Genomic DNA, 18,890 nt, shown 5'->3' on the forward strand with positions numbered 1-18,890 from the left:
CTGAGGACAATGATATGAATAAAAAAATTGGATTGATGGCATTGCTAGGCATGCTGGGGGCCTTTGGATTTTCTGAATCCGCCGGTGCGGAGTCGTACACGAACACGCTGCCCGTCGGCATCTGGGATCTCAGCGGGACCTATAGCCAGAAACTCAACGGTCTAGACGTTGGCTATACGGTTGAACAAGACGGCAAGGGGAAAATTACCGGCACAGGCTATGCAGAAGCTGATATCGACGGCGTATCCATCGTGCTGAACTTTGCCGTGAAAGGCAAAATAAAGAGCAAGAACGGCGTTTATGCCATCGCACAAAAAATTTCCGCTAAGGCCACGGCCGAAGTAAACGGAAAAAAGACCAAGTTCAAAGCCACCTATCAAATCAAGGCGGAAATCAACACCGGCACGGGAATGCTGTCCGGCACGATGAAGGTTTCCGCCTTGGGCGAAAAAATCTCGGTTTCCTTCCTTGAACCCCTCGCAGACGAAAACATGGACGGCACCTCGGTGTTGATCACCACCCTCTCCAGAACCACGGGGAAAGTCGTAGGCGACGCCCTCCTGACGCTTTCAAACGGGCGCATAATCTACGGCGACGTTAAAGGAAAAGACGGGAAGAATGGCTTAAAGGTCAAAGCAAAGGGCGAGAAAACCAACGTCGGCTCGAAAGGGATGGCTCTTCAACTTATCTTTGGCGACTCAGGCGAACTTAAATCCGTGAAAGGCAAGGTTTCCGGTCAAAAAGCGGCATGGAGTGGCAGTGTGTCACAGAATCCAGACCCTGGCACCACGCCTTCCGGACCAGAAGAACCGGAAAGTCCTCCGGGAGAAATCCCTCCTCCGCCTCCGACCTTTTAAATTTCTGACAAACCCTAACGCACATCCATGGCGCAGCAAATGTAATGCTGAGCCATGGTTTTTTTGCGCCTGCAAGCCCTTGATCACGCAGGCCGGCAACAACTTAACCGCGTCGCATCGTCTTTCTTGTTCTTTATGGCAAGAATCGTTTTGACGCTGTTTTTGTTTGATATTTTAAAATAATGGGCTATAACCACATATAAATCTTTCTAGCATTAAAGATGAAAGAGCGTGAACCAATCTCAATCAAGGGAGAAGGGAAATGAAACGCAAATCACGAAAGGGACTGAAAACAAATTACTATTCCATTGCAACGCTGACTTTGCTGCTTGCCGGCTTTGCACCTCAGGCATCCGCCGAACCCGTTCCGCCGTGGGAAGAAAAAATCATCCCGGCAACACCACCTCCATACATGATGTTCTGGGGATACAACTTTGATGACGGGGAACTTAATTCGCCTACGCTTACCACGCCCAATGGGGGAAACTGGCATCCTGCAAATCCAAAATTCTCCTTTAGTAGCGGGATAACAAGCAGCAACGGAACGCTGGGCATATATAATGCGACTGAAGAAACGCAAGCCAGCATCCGGATCGACTTGGACAACGACTACGATGTGAACAACATCAAATATGTCTGGTTTGAATATGACTTTGTTGGCCCAGCAAACTCCATTGCTAATACCGGTGGAACTGATGACACCTCGCACAGCTATCAAGTGGGTGAAATAACGTACACCATACAGACTGCGAACCATGTTCAGGGGTATTACACCATCGAACCGCAGCCGGAAGACGAATGGCTGCAGTTCGACCTAACGGCAGCCATAGGCGAAACCGTAACGATAGACAACCTGCAGGTTGGATCGACCTGCATTCCTGAGCCGGCATCATTTTCCCTGATTGCAATCAGCGGGCTTGGCTCATGGTTCGTCCGGCGCAGGCGCCTACGCGGGGTCCGTCGCAAGAGCCAATCGAATTTCATAAATATTCCTCGCCCACGTTCCTTCCTGTCAGAGGAAATAGACGCCGCTCCGATTGGCGGATCACACGAAATCCTAGCCTACCATATCAAATAAACTGCAATCGGATCCGATCGACATCCTATCACCAAGGCGAACTCTTAGGGGTTCGCCTTTTTCATTAAGGACCACACCTGCTAATAGGATTGCATCTAAATAACTCGCATTCATAGCCGTGATCTATAGGATTTAGCGCCATGGATTTTTCAGGGCAGATCAACAAACTGTTCAAGCCGGCAAAGCGGGCGCATTCCCCGACGGCGGAGCTTTCTGTACGCACCGGAGCCGGAACGGCGACCAAAGATTTCCAATGGTTGGAAACCAGCGTGCCCTGCCAAAAGGCCTGCCCCGCCGGAACCGATATCCCCGCCTACCTTACGGCCATCGCCGCAGGAAACCCCGACGAAGCCTATCGCATCAACCTGCGCGACAACGTCTTTCCGGCCGTGCTCGGCCGCGTCTGCTCGCGCCCATGCGAATCGGCCTGCCGCCACGGCTACGACAGCCTCGGCGAATCCGTGGCCATCTGCTTTTCCAAGCGCTCGGCCTCCGACTTCGGCACGCAGGAGCCCATGCTGCTCGACCCGTGGTTTCCAAGCACCGGAAAAAAAGTGGCCGTCATCGGCTCCGGCGTGGCCGGACTCGCCGCCGCCCGCAACCTGACGCTCTTCGGTCACCGGGTTACGGTCTATGAAAAGCACGCCATCCCCGGCGGGATGCTCAACCAAGGCATTCCTGAATTCCGCCTGCCGCGCGAAATCATCGACCGCGAAATTGCGCAGATCACCGGCCTCGGCGTCGAGATCGTCTGCGGCACCGCTATTGGGGAAGACCTGCCGTTTTTCCAGCTATTGGAAAGTTTTGATGCCGTGGTGATGGCCGCCGGAACGCTTAAACCCAACCTGCTCAATCTGCCTGGCCACGAGCTTCCGGGCATCCGGCACGGGCTCGACTTTCTGTTGGAGGTCAACGAAACCGGAACGGCGGTGCTGGGTGAGCGCGTGATCGTGATTGGTGGCGGCTTTACCGCAATGGACTGCGCCCGCACCGCCAACCGGCTCGGGGCACAAACGGCTGAGTGGGATTTGAAGGTGCTCTGCCGCCGGTCGCGAGACGTGATGCGCGTGACCCCCGGCGAGCTGGAGGAGCTTGACGCTGAAGGCATACCGCTCGAATGCCACGCCACGCCGCTCGCTTATGTTGAAAAGAACGGAAAGCTGGCCGGCATGCGTTTCCGCCACACCGGCACGCACAAAACATTCAACGTGCCCGCCGATACCGTTCTGCTGGCCACCGGCCAGTTTCCCGAAGACGTTGAAGGCCTCGACCCGCACGGCCGGCTTTTTACCGCCGGCGACTATGCCCACGGCGCAAGCTCACTGATCGAGGCCATCGCCGACGGAAAAGCAACCGCGGAAAAAGCAGACCTTTTCCTGATGGGAGAAGAGCGTCTGAAAAAATCCGTGCTGATCGAAAATGCCGCCGCAATCGGACGCACGCGTGAGATGGATGAGATCCAACGCCAGCCGATGCCGATGTTTCCAACTGCTAAAAGGAATCTGCCCAGTGAAGTGGAACTCGGCTACGACAAAACCGCAGCCGTTGAAGAGGCCAAACGCTGCTACCGCTGCCACTACAAATTCGAGATCGACCAGGACAAATGCATAAAGTGCGACTGGTGCCTGAAAGCCAAACCGCGCCCCGAATGCATCCTGATGCTGAAAGAAATCCGTCACGACGACGACGGCCGCATTGTTTCGTGGGCTGAAACCGACTCCGTTCGTGAGATGAACCTCATCTGGATCAATCAGGACGAATGCATCCGTTGCGGCGCCTGCATCAAAGCCTGCCCGGTTGATGCCATCACTCTTCAAAAAGTTTCGCTTTGCATTGAACCGGCAATCAACAACACTGCATCCCATTCGGAGGATAACATATGAGCAAGCCACCCGTAGTATTCATCGCCGGCGAACGCCAGCATGCCGGCAAGACCGTCACCAGTCTTGGGGTCATCTCGGCCATTACCAAAATCATCGACCCCGCGGACATCGGCTACTTCAAACCGGTCGGCCAGGAAATGACCACCCTGCCCAACGGCGAGCGGATCGACAAAGACGTGCGCATCGTCAAGGAGTTCACCGGCCTCGACATGCCGGACATGGGCATGCTGTCGCCGGTGCGCGTCGTCTCGGGCGTCACGCGCGACTACATCACCGGAACAAACCAAAAAGCGATCACCGCTGCGTTTGAACAAAACATCCACCGGACCATGGAATCGCTCTCCAACAAAAAACTAATCATTGCCGAGGGCACCGGGCATCCCGGCGTAGGCTCCGTGGTTGGGCTCTCCAACGCGCGCGTCGCTAACCTGCTCGGCGCCAAAATCCTCTATCTCGTCGGCGGAGGCCTCGGCCGTACGCTCGACGAGCTGGAAGTCGACCTCTCCTATTTCTCACACCATCGCAGCCAAGTGGCCGGCGTGGTCTTCAACAAGGTGCTTCCTAAAAAAGTCGACATGATGAAAGAGGTCATTACGGAGGAAACGCTCGACCGCATCTTCCCCGAGTGGAATCCGTCGCTCAAAGTCTTCGGCTATATGCCTCAGGTAAAATACCTCAACAATCCTTCCATGCACCTGATCAGCCACAGCTTCAAGGAGCACCGCATCATCAAGGGCGGTAAGTGCGCCGGCGCATGGCACAAGGCCTGTCGCAAGGTGAAAATTATTTCGCAGGGCAACAACGTCTTTGACCCTTCCCTCAGCCTCCGCCCAAGAGACATTGCCGTTATCGGCGCTGGCTCGCACCGCCGACTGAAGCGAATCGTCGGATTCAATGAAAGCATGCCCGGAGAAAAGCTGGGAGGCATCATCCTCACCTGCGCCAACGAGAAAATGCCCGACGCCGAAACCGTCGGCCTGCTGGCCAACTGCTGCCTGCCAGCCATCGCTGTGCTGAAGGACACTGCCGACACCGATGCCACGCTCTACAAATGCTTCAGCAATACCAAGCTCCAGCTCTATGACAAACTCAAGCACCAGCGCATCGTCAAACTCTTCACCGAACACTTCGACGCCGAGCGCTTCATCAGCGCCTATGGGCTGTAACGTTAATCTACAGGCTAGCCCTTGCCCGGCCTGTAGAGCTCCATCCGCTCGGAATAGGCCCTGCATTCCACCCACCGGTTCGCCTGTGCGCAGCTTGCACGGGTCGCCTCCTGCTACTCATCCGGAAAGGCCGAAAGCCAAAGCGCCCGCCCGTCCAGAAAGGCATCCGTCCATCCGCTAGAAATCGTTTTGGGCATCGCCATGGGGAACACCCAAATGATCCGCGCCTTTCCCGCTTGCAAGATCTCCAGGCACACCGTTCCCCAGAAGAAAAGAACGTGCTGCAAACCACGCCGTCATAACCGGCCAGCTCAGATTGCAACGCCGCCACCTCGGCTTTGCCCGCCTTGCGCGACACGCGCAATGCCCGCCGGCTTCCAGCTTCCCGGAGCAACGCCTTGTTCCCCTTGCAGCGGCTTTTCTTGATTATGCCCCGCGGAACATCCCTCAAAGCCCACCATCTCGGATTCGCCCGGATGTAACGTTCCCGAATTGCCAACTCCTCCGCATCAAAACAAATCACATCGTAATAATTTGGCGCCCAAACCTGTTCTTTCCCGCCATGGAGGGAGCCTACGACCTGCGACCGCCGCCATTCACGCGTGACCGAGCCCTTGAACATGTTCAACACCTCGCCGAGTCCCTTCCCGCCGGAACGAACAATGCGGAGCAGCCCGTGGAAATGGTTCGGCATCACCTGCCAAGCCCCCAGCGCAATATGGGCATAATGCTCGGGAATTTCCCGCCAGCACAGTTCCACCAACAGACCCAGAGCATTCGTCTGCATCCCGCCTCCTTCAACCGCCCCGAAAAGAGGTTTGTGGTAGTCCGCCCCGAGCGTCACGAAATACCATCCCGGTCGCGAATAGTCGCGCCCATCCATGCGCAGCTTTTGCGACATGCTTTTCTTGAACTCCATCAAAACACCGTAATCTTCACATCGTTCTCGAACTCAAATTTCTGTTCAGAAAGATCCGCCTTTTTGAATGACGGCAAGATGCGGTAGTAGACCTCCAGCGAGAGCGTGCAGAAGGTGGTGGTGTAGATCATGTCCTTGGAGAGTTCGTCATCAGCTTCCGACGGCGGCTTCCAGGCGCCGGAAGCGTCCTGCGCTTCGATCAGCATCGGCGCAAACTTGTTGTTCCAGCTCGACCACTTTGAGCCGCCCTTCTGGAAAATCGCCTGCGTGTTGTAATACCACTCGTAGGCAATGTTGAAGCTTTTGTTCTTGCCGGTCTTTTCCCAACCCTCGTCCCAGTCCGAGCACTCGATGTCGCGCAGATATTCCAGCCCCGCCTTTACCTCAGCCACCCGATTGCTCCCGGCCAGTTGCATGCAGAGCACCGCAACGCCAGTCATGTAATCCAAATCGCCGTTTGGTGTTTTGTTGCCAAAACGGTAATAAAATTTTCCCTCCCCCGCGTGCATGCCCTGCACAAAAGGCACCGACTTCCCTAGAGCCTCGGCCATGCCCGCCACCGAAACATTCGCCGCCTGCGCGGCCTTGAGCGCTTGCACCTGCCAGCCGCCCACCGAAAGGTCGCTCCACTTTTCGTGCTGATAGCGGTGGTCCCACCCTCCCTCTTTTTGTTGCCCGTCAATGATCACCTGCACCGACATTTCAACCGGTTGCTTCAACATGGGTGCGCGGGTCAGGCCATAGGCTTCAGCCAAGGCATAGGTCGAAATCGCATGACCGTAAACACCAATGTCGTCGTGCGACCCCACCGTTTTGGAGAACGGGCAAAAGCGCCCGGTCTTTGCATCCTGCTCGCCCAACAAATACTGAATCGCGCGCTGCACCGTTGTGCCATACGTTGAAGACTGCGGCGTTTCCCCATGCGCCAGATAGCAAAGCAGCGCCAATCCCGTCAATCGCGCCCGCTCCTGCTTGGCCGTCATGCTCTTGCTTTTCCCCACGCCCCAAGAACCGTCCTCGCACTGCACCGTCTGCAGCCAATTGAGCCCGTTAAGAACCGCCTTTTCCGCCTTCCCGCCGTAGCGCCCGCCAAACTCGCGCAGCAGCTTCTTGCGCCCCGCCTCCGAGCGCCCGGCCATCAAGCCTTTCATTACCAGCGGGCTTTCAATTTCCACCACAGAGTCCAGCCCGCTCAGATCCAATTCGGACTCCAGCATCGAATCCTGCATCAAGTCGTCCGGCTCCAGCGCCTCGACCAGATCTTCCGGAGCCTCGAGCGCTTCGGTTTCGACTTCTTCGATCTGTTCCTGTTCGCGCTCGACCTCATCCAACTCCCGAACCTGCTCCTCCACCACCTGTATATCGATGGCGTTTTCCTGTTCCGGCGCCCGGAAGACCAGCACCTTCAGCAGCACAAAAAAGACCGCCACGTGCACCGCCACCGAAACCGCCGGTCCGCCGATCCTCCCAACTAGATTATTCCCATTCCTGCTCATCATTTTATTAATGACCGCAAAGACGCAAAGAAACCAAGATTCCCATTCCTTCGCGACTTAGCGTCTTTGCGGTCATAAAAAATTCCGTGTATTCTGTGTGTTCCGTGGTTCATATTATTTTCCGCTCATCACTGAAATCTGGCTCAGCCCGCACGAGGCGCACATGTCCAGGGCCTGAATCAATTTTCCGTGCACCGATTGGTCGTCGCAGGTCACCAGCACCGCTTGCTTGGTGCTAACACTGGCGAGGCGCTTTAGCATCGAGGCCAGCTCCTCCTCAGTCACCTTGCGGCCGTTGATGGCATAGCCCTCCGGCATCACCGCCACCCGGATCATATCCGCCGGCGGCTTCGGCTTCGTTTGCGCCGCCTCGGGCGACGGCCTCGAAATATCCAAATGCGCCAGCACATCCGCCGTGCTGAACGTTACCAGAAAATAGATCAGCAGCTGAAACACCACATCAATCATCGGCGTCATCGAAAGTTCGATTTCGGCATCCGCACCTGTGAATCGTCGTTTTTGTTTTCGCTGTTTCATTTCATTCGGTGACTCATCGTTTAAGAGTGACAGAGTTTAAGGGTTGCAGGGTCAATTCGATCGCACATGCGTCGCCAGTGAAGCAATCCCTCCGGAAATTTTCTTCGCGACAGTTCTCCGCTGGTCTGCAGTTTCTGAACTCAGATAGTTAAGGTCCTCAGCGGTATAGTACAGGCGCCGCACTTCACCACAGGATCCTTTAGCGATATCGAGGAAGCGGGCTAGTTCAGCATTGGAATATCGCTCGAATCCTTCTGCAATATTGTTCATAACTGAAACCGAGGCCCGTTGAATTCGATCTTTAAATCCATAATCCCTTGAGGCCGACGAGCCCGGCCCGAAATCCGAATACACCTCCTTCACAAGCTCTCTAGCTTGTTGCCAAATCCATAAATCCTCGAAACGCTTTGCTTTTTCCATTTCAGAATCCTCTCTGCAACCCTTTAACTCTGCAACCCTGTCACTTCAAACTATCCTTCACCGCTACAAAAGCGATCTTGTAGAGCCCCGCGCCCGTACAGGCATCCATCACCTGCTTGACGTTGCCGTGACGGACGTCGCCGTCGGCGCGGATGAGGATCGGAATAGAGGGGCCGTGCACGCCATAGTCGGCGACGGTCTTGTTCAAGATTTTCCGGAGCTTGGAAATGCTCAACGGCGTTCGGGCAATCGACACCTTGCCTTTGCCGTCGACCTCGATGGTGATAGTGCGCGGATCCTTCTCCTGTGCCATCTCCGGTGCGTTCGGCGAACCGGGCAGCTTAATGAACTCCGAAAACTGCTCCTGCTCCAACTGCGCCGTACAGACAAAGAAGATGATCATCTGGAACACGACGTCGATCATCGGCGTCATGTTGATGCCCCCGTTGCTCTGATTCTGAAATCGGTTTTTCATTTCAAATTTCAGGGTTCAAGTTTCTGCTTTCCTTCTTCAGCCCCTTCATCACTTCCATCGTCAGGCTCTCCATAGTGAGGATGACCTTCGCGGCGCGGTTGCGGAAAAAGAAATAGAAGCCGATAGCCGGCACGGCAATGACGAGGCCGGCGGCGGTGGTGTAGAGCGCCTGCGAAATATTGACGGCCAGCAACGCATTTTTGGCCGCACCGGAGGTGGTGCCGAGCGTGCCGAATGCAAGGATCATACCCTGCACCGTACCAAGCAGCCCGAGCATTGGAGCGAGGTTGCCGACCACGTTTAAATAGTTCACGCGTTGCAGCATTTTTTCGCTCTCCATATCGGCGGAAATGCCGATGGCCTCCTGCGCGGTGTCAAAGCCGTCTTCATAGTTTTCAAAACCGGCCAGCAAAATATTGGAATACGGCCCCGGCACATCCCGGCAGCGCTGCGCCGCCTTTTTCAGGCTCCCTTCATCGATCGCCTCGCGTACGAGCGACACCAGCGTCTTGGGAATAATCTTCGACGCGCGAATGTTAAGGATCGAGTCGACAATCAGCGCGCCCGCCGCCAGCGACAGCCCGGCCAGTCCAAGCCAAAGCGCAACGCCGAATCCACCGCCTCCTTTAACGACATCAATGAAACCGGAAACCTCCTCCGGCGCAGCCTCCGCCGCCTGCACCGCCTCGCTCTTTTCAGTCCCGGCCTCCTGCCCAAACACAGGAACCGCCAAATACAACACGATCATAATTTTAATCATCCATTTCATTTTCCTGCTCCTTCGCTTTCGTGTGGTTCGTGTATTTCGTGGTTCCCAAGTTTTTCCCCTGCCTGCTGTGCGAGTTCTTTTTGTGCTTTGAAAAAGCGGGCGACTTTCAGCCAGTCGCGCCGTGCGCCGGCGGGATCCCCGTTGGCGGCCTTGAAGTCGCCGCGCATGAGGTAGGCGCGGGCGGCGGCTTCGCGCGAGCCGGAGGCAATATCCTTCTCGAGCGCCGGCAACACCTGCTCCAGGTTTCCAGATTTCAGCAGCGCGTCGCGATGCTTCGCCTGCGCCGCAGGTTCGGGATTTTCCAATGCTTGGAACGCCTCAACCGCCTCGGCGAATTGACTCACGTCATAGAGATAGTTGCCGAGGAGCAACGCCGCTGTTTGATCCCACCCCAGAAAGCGGTAATCTTTCACGACCTTCCGCAGCAGCGGAACGGCTTGCTCCCCCTTCCCTGCCTTCATCAACTGCTCCGCCTTCGTCAGCCCCGCCGGCTTGTCGGCCACAGCTTGGCGGTACTGCCCTTTGCGGAAAGTCATCGACTGGCCGCTATCCGTTGTGAGCGTGACCGAGCCGTTGGACGAGGCAGAAATCTTCGCGCCGTTGATCTGCCGGCCGGATTGGGTCACGACATACGCGGCCTCGGCGGAGCAAACCATCAGCAACAGCACTAGAAAACTATTGAACCAATGCATGCTCGGCCTCCTTCCGGTATTTTCCAATAATTGGAAGCTGCTCATGTTTGGGGAAGAGCGTTGCAAACTGGTCAGTGCTGGCGATGGCCAGTTCGTATTTCCCCTGCTCAAGGCAGAGCGGGAGGCTCGCGGCAATGCTGTCGGCAATCAACGGCTGGTTTTTTTCGTCAGCGGGATCGGCCAGCAAGGCAATGCGCTGATAAGCGGCGAGGCGCTCTTCCGGATCGGACAGCACCTGCGCCATTTCGAAGACCACGCCGTAATCCTGTTTGGCGGCAGCCACTTCGCCATAGGCGGCAACGGCTTCGTTGGTTCGGACAAGTTGGACGAGCGCGCGCGCCTGCATCAGGCGAGCGTCGAAAAAGAACCCGGTGGCCTCATTTTTGGCGAGCAGCTTTTCCAAAGTTTGGAAGCTTTCTTCAAACCGGTTCTGGCCGAACTGTGCCGAAGCGCATCCGTAGAGCGAGCGCTCCGTTTCAGGCACGAGCGCCGCAAAGGCTTTTTCGGCGAGCGTGAACTCGGCCGCTTTCAGGAGCGCTTCGCCGGTGGAGACATACACACTATTGCCGTAGGCCTGCTTGTCGGCGAGCATGCGGTCGAGCACTTGATCGGCGATGTCAAACCGCTGCTCTTCAACTGCAGCGACAATGAGGCCGGCCAGTGCTGTGCGGGCGGCGGTGGATTCGGGATAACGCGCCGATAACGTTTCCAAGGTTTGGAAAGCGGCATCGAACTCGCCGGCCACCAGCTGCGCCTGCGCCTTTTCACCCAAAACACGCGGTGCGAGCTCGGACTCGGGAAACTCCGATATAAAGCGGTCAAACCCGGCGGGCTCCTTGGCACAGAACGCCTGAATGTAGACCGCCTTCTCTAGCCGTTCGCCCGTCTCGCCCTTGGCACGGAGCGCGGTTTCCAAGGATTGGAAACGAACTACAGCTTCAGACCAGTCCTCAGCTTTATAGGCCTTCCATGCAAAGTAGGAAAGAATGTCGCCACGGTACGGATCGTCCGGAAACGAGGCCAGGTAATGCTCAAAGATTTGCCCAGCGGTTTCCGCGTCCGAGTCGAGATATTGCCGCCCAATGGCAAGCACGGTGGCGGGGGCGTTGGTGTCGGCGCTAAAGCGTTCGCAAACATATTCAACCGTCGCCAGCGCTTCGTCATGCGCAAGGAGGCTGAACCAGCAAACACCGAGATTGCGCAACGCATCGATGGACTTTCCAGACTCCGGAAAATAGTTAAGCGCGTCGATCATCGGATCAATGGCTTCTTCGTGCTTCCCCTGCGCGGTGAGGCGCGCCCCGAGCTTAAATTTATTGGCTACAAAAGCATCGCGGTGCGGTCCGAGTTCGATGCGCACCTGTTTGCCGCGGCTTTCGATGAAAACCTGGGCGGCCGCGGCCTTCTCCTGCGCAACGCCGCCCCACGGACTGTCGCCGTATTTAATGTAGACGTTGTAGAAATGCTTCAGCGCTTCAACGGCGGGAGCGAGCTCGTTGGATTCCTCGAATTCAATGCGGTAGGTTTCTCCAAGGTGGTAGCGGCAGCCGGCCAGCGGGCTGATGGCCGAAACGGGAACCCCGTTTGCCGTTAGGTTTTTTTCGATGTTCTGCAGCACCTCGGCCTGTTCGAGCAACATGGATCGCGCCTCAACCCATTTGCCATCAAGGAGGAGCAGCCGGCCCCAGGTCACCACCGAATCGCCAAACCAAAGATCCATCGCGCCGAGCTGCACATCGGAACAGTACGCCAGTGCCTCGGCCTTGAGTTTTTGCTGCTCGGTTTTCGACAGCGATTCCGTTTCCAGCCGATCGACCGCGGCGTTTGCAACCTGGGCCTTGAGTCGGTTAACCGCAGCCGTTTCGGAGGCCGACTCCAGCATCCCTGAAAGCTCTTCATAGGTCTGCGCACAGACCGTTCTAGTAATTATTACTAGAGCAAGTAGCGCTATATTTCGCATAGACATTGTTCGAGTATATCAGTCTTGGTTGAGCGGTCAACGATGCAGTTCCCCATGATTGGCAAACCTTGGTTTGCCAAATGCATTCGCGCCCCCTACCTTATTGCATCGGAGGATTTCATGGAGCGACTGAACGAATTACTGGGAGCGGTGGACAGCTTTGTCTGGGGATGGAGCATGATTGCCCTGCTGGTGGGCACCGGCCTGTTTCTCACCTTCCGCCTGCTGTTTGTTCAGGTGCGGCACCTCGGCCACGCCATCGCCTGCGTGTTCGGCAAATATGATCAGCCCGAGGAAAGCGGCGACATCTCGCACTTCAAGGCGCTGGCCACGGCGCTCTCGGCCACGATCGGAACGGGCAACATTGCGGGCGTTGCGACGGCCATTGCGACGGGTGGCCCGGGTGCGGTCTTCTGGATGTGGATCACGGCGCTCGTCGGCATGGCCACCAAGTTTGCCTCTTGCACACTGGCGGTGAAATACCGGAAAATCCACACCGATGGGTCGGCCAGCGGCGGACCGATGTATTTCCTGTCGCTGGGGCTGAAGAACAAAAAGCTCGGCGCCTTCCTCGGCGCATCCTTTGCCCTGTTCGGCATTGTGGCCTCGTTCGGCATCGGCAACATGGTGCAGGCCAACTCGGTCGTCGGCGGCCTTGAATACCTGCTGCCCGAAGCGCTGCAGGCCGGAGGCTTCTCGCTATGGGACGGCTTTACCGTTTCCTGGATGAGCCTCGCCACCGGACTGATCCTTTCTTTCCTGACCGGCATCGTGATCCTCGGCGGCATCAAGCGCATTGCCAACGTGGCCGGCGTAATCGTTCCCTTCATGTGCTCCTTCTATGTCATCGGCGCGGTGGTCATCCTGATCCTGAACGTATCGGCGATCCCAGAAGCGTTCGGCCTGATCTTTAAATATGCCTTCACGCCCTACGCGGCGGGCGGTGGCGCACTCGGCGTCGCCGTCTCGCAGGCCATCCGTTTCGGTGTGGCGCGCGGCGTTTTTTCCAACGAGTCCGGCCTGGGCTCCGCGCCGATCGCGCACGCCGCGGCCAAAACCAGCGAGCCGGTGCGCGAAGGCACCGTCGCCATGCTCGGGCCGTTCATCGACACCCTCATCGTTTGCACCATGACCGCTCTAGTGATCCTCGTGACCGGCGCACACCTGAGCAACTTCGACGGCAGCGCCCTGACCGCGCACGCATTTGAAAAAGGCCTGTTCGGCTACGGACACTACCTCGTTGGCTTCGGCATCATGTTCTTCGCCTATTCCACCCTGATCGCGTGGTCCTACTATGGCGACCGCTGCGCGGAATACCTGTTCGGCGAAAAGGCCATTCCCGTGTACCGCTGGATTTATGTGGCCTGCATCACCATCGGCGCCGTCGGCGGACTCAAAGTCATTTGGACGCTGGCCGACATTTCCAACGCACTGATGGCCATCCCCAACCTGATCGGCCTGCTGCTGCTTTCCGGCGTCGTGGCCGACGAAACAAAACGCTATTGCCAACGTCTCAAGAACGGTGAATTTCGCAACCCAGGAGAAAAGAAATGAAATATTGGATACTGACCGCGCTGCTATGCGCAACCGCCGCTCAAGCGGAATTCAACCTGCAGGAAACCATCGACAACGCCAAATCCGGAACGACTATCGAAGTTCCGAAAGGAACCTACACCCAGCCCTTGCAGATTAAGAAAGGCATCACCCTTAAAGGCAGCGACGCAACCCTTGAGGTGGAGTCCAACCAGCCCGCCATCCTGATCGATTCCTACAAAAAGGTGGCCATCGAAGGGCTGACGATCAAATACAAAACCCAAAGCAAACCGCAAAAGGGCGACACGCCCTATGCCCTGTTTGTGCGAGCCGGAGACGTGACGCTGCAGGGCTGCACCTTCAACGCGCTCGGCAATGGCGAGCAATCCCCCTGCGCAGCTTCAGCGCAGGACAAAAGCAAGATGGAGATCAAAAACTGCCGGTTCAACGGATTTGAATACACCATCCAGTTCTGGAACGGAGCCGAAGGAGCGGTGGAAGATTGCGTCGTCATGAACCCCGGCCACTGCGGCATTACCATCGGCAGCGGATCGGCCGTCAGCCTGAAGCGCAACATTGTAACCGGATCGCGCTACCACGCCATCCGCTGCACCGGCGGAAAAATCGAGGCGGACTCCAATCTGGTGGTGCGCAATAAAAACCGCGGATTTTACATCGGAAGCAAATCGGCCATCGGAGAAATCAGCAACAACCTGATCGTCGACAACGCCACCGGCATCAACGTTTTCGCCAACTCCAAACTCGAAATCCAGAACAACGTCATCGTCCGTTCGAGCTTCGCCGGGCTATGCATCGCCGATACCGCAAAGCTGAAGATCGAAGGCAATATTATGGCCGGCAACGACAAAGGCGTGGTCGGATTTGCCACGGAGAAGGGCAAGAAGGTCACGGTTTCCATCTCCGGAAAAAATCTGGTGCACGGCAGCAAGACCGAAACCGAAGCGGCAAAACTTCCCTCCAAGACCTTGAAGGACGATCCCAAATTCAAGGACGAAGACGCCGGCCTGTTCAAAACCGGCATCAAGGGCATGGGCCTTTCCGACCCCGAAGCCCTGCAAAAGCTCTGGATCAAATGGCAGGCCGCCCTCGACGGGAAGTAGAACGCCAAAGGTAGGGACGAACCGCCGGGGCGTCCGCACGAACGAACGGCTTTGCAGCAGGACGGCGCGCCCGGCGGTCGCGCCCTACCGGTTGCGCCCGATGAGGCATCGGGCCTACAACTCCGTCACCACTCGTAGCTACAGCCCGCCCAACTTTGCCATCCGAGAATAATTCCGATTCAGCATCAAGGACTTTGCAATCTTCGGTCGAGCGGACTATGCTACACCTCATACAAACGTAGCGGACTGTCATCTGCCTAACACCGGTGTTTACGTGATAGGCAGAACAGTTTCTGCCTAATCGTTCGGCATAATAAAACTGGTAAATCATATGAGAAGCTTCTTAAGCGGATTATCGTTACTTGGATCAATCGCCATTTTTTCACAAGTTGCAAACGCATCGATAATTTTGAGCATAACTGATGACGGGACAGATTTAACCATAAGAGCAACTGGCTTATATGATTTTTCCCAAGCAAATCGGTTTGCATATGATACCGCAACATTAATCCCAAATGCAGCAGTACAGCCCATCTTCGAAATTTATGGATGGCAAATCTCATCCGATGCCACAGATTCTGAGTGGATCAGAATTTCTGCAAAAAATGAACTAACTCAAGCAGATGGGATCTGGCCCGCAAATACAATATCAACAAATACTCCATTTTGGTTTATAACTGGAGGCATGGAGAGACTGTATATCCCAAAAACAGCACCTAATATTGGCTCCGTCAATGAAACTGCAATATTTCAAGGGGTTACCTTGGAAAGCTGTGGGATAGTTCCAAATGAAACAATGACCATATCTTGGACTGGTGACAGCATGACAGTTACAACATCAATCCCTGAGCCCTCAACATTAGTCTTAATCGGAAGCGGAAGCATCGCTATAGTTTTATGTAGATCAAAAAAAGGGGTCAGAAAAGGGATTCTTTGATATTGATACCAGCAAAATCAACACGGTGAAAATGGCAAAACCAAAGAAGCCTCTCTCTCAATGCACGGCAACATTCCCGATTAAACGAATAAAGGAGCAGCCCGATGATTAAAGCCTATGCAGCAAAAGAAGCCGGCGCGAAGCTGGAACCGTTTGAATATGACCCCGGCGCGCTGGGACCGGATCAGGTGGAGATTGCCGTCGATTATTGCGGGATCTGCCACAGCGATCTGAGCATGCTCGACAACGAATGGGGCATGACCTCCTATCCCTTTGTTCCGGGCCACGAGGTGGCTGGACATGTGGTCGCAATCGGCGACGGCGTAAAGACGCTGGCGGTCGGCGACGCCGTGGGCCTCGGCTGGCACTCGGGCTATTGCAACACCTGCGACTCCTGCCGTACAGGCGATAAAAACCTCTGCGCCACGGCAGAAGGAACGATCATTGGCCGGCACGGCGCGTTTGCCGACAAGGTTCGCGCCCACGCCGACAGCGTCGTGAAGCTGCCCGAAGGCATTGATATTGAAAGCGTCGGCCCGCTCTTTTGCGGCGGCATTACGGTGTTTAATCCGCTGGTTCAGTTTGACGTAAAACCGACGGACAAGGTTGCTGTGATCGGCATTGGCGGACTCGGGCATATTGCGTTGCAGTTTTTGAATGCGTGGGGTTGCGAAGTCACCGCCTTCACCTCCAGCGAACACAAGAAAGCCGAAGCGCTGGGCATGGGCGCGCATCACACGATCAATTCGCGCGACGAGGCGGAAATTACGGCGGCCGCCGGATGCTTCGACATGGTGCTTTCGACGGTGAATGTAAAGCTCGACTGGAACCTCTATCTCCAGACCCTTAAACCCAAAGGCCGGCTGCATTTTGTGGGCGCCACGCTGGAGCCGCTGGACATCGGCGTGTTTGGTTTGATTATGGGTCAGAAGTCGATTTCCGGCACCGCGGTCGGAAGCCCGGCCACCATTGCCAAGATGCTCGACTTTGCCCAACAGCACGACGTGAAGCCCGTGATTGAAAAGTTTAAGTTCAGCCAGGTCAACGAAGCGCTCGACCACCTGCGCAGCGGCAAAGCCAAATACCGCATCGTGCTGGAACACTAAAGAGGAACTTGCATAACCTTCGGTTTTGCCGTTCCAGTTAATGGTTTTCTGTTATTGGTTATTAGAGCCTTTCATGTGTGAAACGCTGGAGGTGAAATCGGCTCGAACATCCGGGAGGATCGCCACAAAGAAGCGCAAGAGGCACGAAGACCCGAACTGATTTTTCTTTGCGCTTCTTGCGCCTTTTCGCGGCTAAAACAATGTGGGGCCGGATTCCGATCCGGCGCCTTCCCAGCCTCCCGCACCCCACTGCTTCGAAGCCAACCGCGCAAGCGTGTAGGCCATGTCCCCGACATGGCGGGCGGAGGAAACGGCGGGAAGTGCGAGTCTGTTCTTTCATCGGGCGGCGAAATGGATAGACTGTGTTTATCTATTTATTCTGGAGGTGAAGATGAGGCATAGGATTAGGTTTTGCGGGGCGGTGCTGCTGGCGCTTTCCATTCAGTGGACGGCGGGTGCGCAGGCGCGGGTGGAAGACTCGGTGGTGAAAATCATGAACCAGTACAACCGCTTCAGCTGGTATGCGCCGTGGGAATCGGGCGCGACGGGCAGCGGCATGGGCAGCGGCTTTGTGATTTCGGGGAAACGGATCCTGACGAATGCGCATGTGGTGAGCGACTCGGCCATGCTGCTGGTCTATTTCTACAACGACCCTACCCCCTACCCCGCCCGCGTGGCGGCCATCGGGCACGACTGCGATCTGGCGATTTTGGAACTGGCGGACCCTTCCCGCATTGCGGAGGTGCCGGAACTGGAGTTCGATGCCCTGCCGCCGTTGCGGTCGCGCGTGGTGACCTATGGCTATCCAGCCGGCGGAAAGCTGCTTTCGAGCACGGCCGGCGTGGTGTCGCGCATCGAAGTGAAAGACTATGTGCATTCGGGCATGGACTCCCACTTGACCGTGCAGACCGACGCCGCGATTAATCCGGGCAACAGCGGCGGACCGGTAATCCAAGACGGCAAGGTGGTCGGCGTGGCGTTTCAGGGCAACCAACAGCTTGAAAACATGGGCTTCTTCATTCCGGTGCAGGTGGTCGACCATTTCCTGACCGACCTGAAGGACGGAAAATACGACGGCTATCCCGAGCTAGGGCTGTTTGCCGCCACGCTCGACAGCCCCGCCGCGCGGCGCTATGCCGGCATGAAGGAGGGTGAAACGGGCATCCGGGTGGAGCACCTCATCCGCGGGTGCGGCGCGGAGACCGTGCTGCAAAAAGACGACATCATCACCTCGATCGGCGGCTATCCGGTGGCGAACGACGGCACGGTGGAGTGGAACGGCATGCGCCTCGATTTCGGCATTGTGGCCGACCAGCTGCAGAAGGGCGAAACGCTGCCGGTTGAGCTGATTCGGGCGAAGGGGCGGATGATGGTTGAAATCGAGTTGAACCATTACAATCCGCTGGAGGCCAAATCCAACCTGTATGACATCAAGCCCACCTATTTTGTTTATGCGGGCCTCGTCTTCGCGCCGCTCAACCGCGAAACGATCAAGACCTATTCCGAAAAATGGGTGCAGGAAGCGCCGCAGGAACTGGTGAATGAAATGTATTTCCGCTATCTGGAGGACAACGATTTTGCCGACGCACCGCAGGTGATGGTGATCCGCCGGCTCGATCACGAGGTTAATGTGGAGGAGATGCTCTACACCTACCGGCTGCTCGACACCGTCAACGGCAAAACCGTCCGGACGGTCGCAGACGTGGTCGAAGCGATCGAAGGCAATACGGCCGACCAGCACCTCATCCGCCTCCAGCACGGCAACCGCCTCATGGTGCTTAACCGCGAAGAAGCCGACGCCGTAAATACAGAGATTCTTGAAAAATATGCCATCCCGAAGGACCGAAACCTATGAACAAGCTGCTTCTCCCCTTCTTGAGCCTGCTGCTCCTCGCCCTTCCCGCCGGCGCCCGGCCCGACCATCCGGCCGAATACCAGCTC

At 56.3% G+C, this 18,890-nt stretch carries 17 protein-coding genes; 9 read left to right on the forward strand and 8 right to left on the reverse strand.

Features of this window, described 5'->3' with window-relative positions; translation table 11 throughout:
• Positions 1–14 precede the first annotated feature (14 nt).
• The 4 genes from SCARR_RS18905 to SCARR_RS18920 all read left to right on the forward strand — a co-directional run bounded on the left by SCARR_RS18905 (position 15) and on the right by SCARR_RS18920 (position 4,984).
• Positions 15–857 carry a hypothetical protein gene (locus SCARR_RS18905; protein ID WP_136063213.1) on the forward strand — a complete coding sequence of 281 codons (843 nt, stop codon included), beginning with the start codon at positions 15–17 and terminating at the stop codon, positions 855–857.
• Between the two features lie 262 nt (positions 858–1,119).
• Entirely contained in the window at positions 1,120–1,935 is an 816-nt protein-coding gene (locus SCARR_RS18910) for a PEP-CTERM sorting domain-containing protein (protein ID WP_136063214.1), read from the forward strand.
• A gap of 140 nt (positions 1,936–2,075) precedes the next feature.
• Complete coding sequence (locus SCARR_RS18915; RefSeq protein ID WP_136063215.1) at positions 2,076–3,818, forward strand: FAD-dependent oxidoreductase; 1,743 nt, start codon at positions 2,076–2,078, stop codon at positions 3,816–3,818.
• Positions 3,815–4,984 carry an AAA family ATPase gene (locus SCARR_RS18920; protein ID WP_136063216.1) on the forward strand — a complete coding sequence of 390 codons (1,170 nt, stop codon included), beginning with the start codon at positions 3,815–3,817 and terminating at the stop codon, positions 4,982–4,984. The genes SCARR_RS18915 and SCARR_RS18920 overlap by 4 nt, the downstream gene beginning before the upstream one ends.
• 7 nt (positions 4,985–4,991) lie before the next feature.
• On the opposite strand, the gene SCARR_RS18925 is transcribed toward SCARR_RS18920, so the two are convergent.
• From SCARR_RS18925 to SCARR_RS18960, 8 genes are all read right to left on the reverse strand, one after another.
• Entirely contained in the window at positions 4,992–5,903 is a 912-nt protein-coding gene (locus SCARR_RS18925; protein ID WP_136063217.1) for a transposase, read from the reverse strand.
• The gene (locus SCARR_RS18930; protein WP_136063218.1) at positions 5,903–7,402 is read right to left on the reverse strand and encodes a prenyltransferase/squalene oxidase repeat-containing protein; all 1,500 of its coding nucleotides are present in this window, start codon (positions 7,400–7,402) and stop codon (positions 5,903–5,905) included. Before SCARR_RS18930 ends, SCARR_RS18925 begins: the two co-directional genes overlap by 1 nt.
• 111 nt (positions 7,403–7,513) lie before the next feature.
• Positions 7,514–7,936: an ExbD/TolR family protein gene (locus SCARR_RS18935; RefSeq protein WP_136063219.1), complete on the reverse strand. Its 423-nt coding sequence runs from the start codon at positions 7,934–7,936 to the stop codon at positions 7,514–7,516.
• A gap of 51 nt (positions 7,937–7,987) precedes the next feature.
• The gene (locus tag SCARR_RS18940; RefSeq protein WP_136063220.1) at positions 7,988–8,356 is read right to left on the reverse strand and encodes a four helix bundle protein; all 369 of its coding nucleotides are present in this window, start codon (positions 8,354–8,356) and stop codon (positions 7,988–7,990) included.
• A 40-nt stretch (positions 8,357–8,396) separates the two neighbouring features.
• Complete coding sequence (locus SCARR_RS18945; protein ID WP_136063221.1) at positions 8,397–8,831, reverse strand: ExbD/TolR family protein; 435 nt, start codon at positions 8,829–8,831, stop codon at positions 8,397–8,399.
• Between the two features lies 1 nt (position 8,832).
• Positions 8,833–9,600 (reverse strand): MotA/TolQ/ExbB proton channel family protein, encoded by a 768-nt coding sequence (locus SCARR_RS18950; protein ID WP_136063222.1) that lies wholly within the window; start codon positions 9,598–9,600, stop codon positions 8,833–8,835.
• Entirely contained in the window at positions 9,597–10,292 is a 696-nt protein-coding gene (locus tag SCARR_RS18955; protein WP_136063223.1) for a tetratricopeptide repeat protein, read from the reverse strand. Before SCARR_RS18955 ends, SCARR_RS18950 begins: the two co-directional genes overlap by 4 nt.
• Positions 10,276–12,252: a tetratricopeptide repeat protein gene (locus SCARR_RS18960; RefSeq protein ID WP_136063224.1), complete on the reverse strand. Its 1,977-nt coding sequence runs from the start codon at positions 12,250–12,252 to the stop codon at positions 10,276–10,278. Before SCARR_RS18960 ends, SCARR_RS18955 begins: the two co-directional genes overlap by 17 nt.
• Before the next feature lie 120 nt (positions 12,253–12,372).
• Here SCARR_RS18960 and SCARR_RS18965 point away from each other — a divergent pair, with 120 nt between their 5' ends.
• The 5 genes from SCARR_RS18965 (at position 12,373) to SCARR_RS18985 (ending at position 18,804) form a co-directional block, all read left to right on the forward strand.
• Entirely contained in the window at positions 12,373–13,806 is a 1,434-nt protein-coding gene (locus tag SCARR_RS18965) for an alanine/glycine:cation symporter family protein (protein WP_136064680.1), read from the forward strand.
• Positions 13,803–14,906, forward strand: a complete 1,104-nt coding sequence (locus tag SCARR_RS18970) for a right-handed parallel beta-helix repeat-containing protein (RefSeq protein ID WP_136063225.1) — start codon at positions 13,803–13,805, stop codon at positions 14,904–14,906. The genes SCARR_RS18965 and SCARR_RS18970 overlap by 4 nt, the downstream gene beginning before the upstream one ends.
• A gap of 331 nt (positions 14,907–15,237) precedes the next feature.
• Entirely contained in the window at positions 15,238–15,843 is a 606-nt protein-coding gene (locus SCARR_RS18975) for a PEP-CTERM sorting domain-containing protein (RefSeq protein WP_136063226.1), read from the forward strand.
• 104 nt (positions 15,844–15,947) lie between these two features.
• A complete protein-coding gene (gene ahr / locus SCARR_RS18980) occupies positions 15,948–16,949 on the forward strand; it encodes an NADPH-dependent aldehyde reductase Ahr (protein ID WP_136063227.1) in 1,002 nt (333 codons plus the stop codon).
• Between the two features lie 391 nt (positions 16,950–17,340).
• The gene (locus SCARR_RS18985) at positions 17,341–18,804 is read left to right on the forward strand and encodes a S1C family serine protease (protein ID WP_168433437.1); all 1,464 of its coding nucleotides are present in this window, start codon (positions 17,341–17,343) and stop codon (positions 18,802–18,804) included.
• Positions 18,805–18,890 lie beyond the last annotated feature (86 nt).

It is taken from the genome of Pontiella sulfatireligans (assembly GCF_900890705.1).
Classification (GTDB): Bacteria; Verrucomicrobiota; Kiritimatiellia; order Kiritimatiellales; family Pontiellaceae; genus Pontiella; species Pontiella sulfatireligans.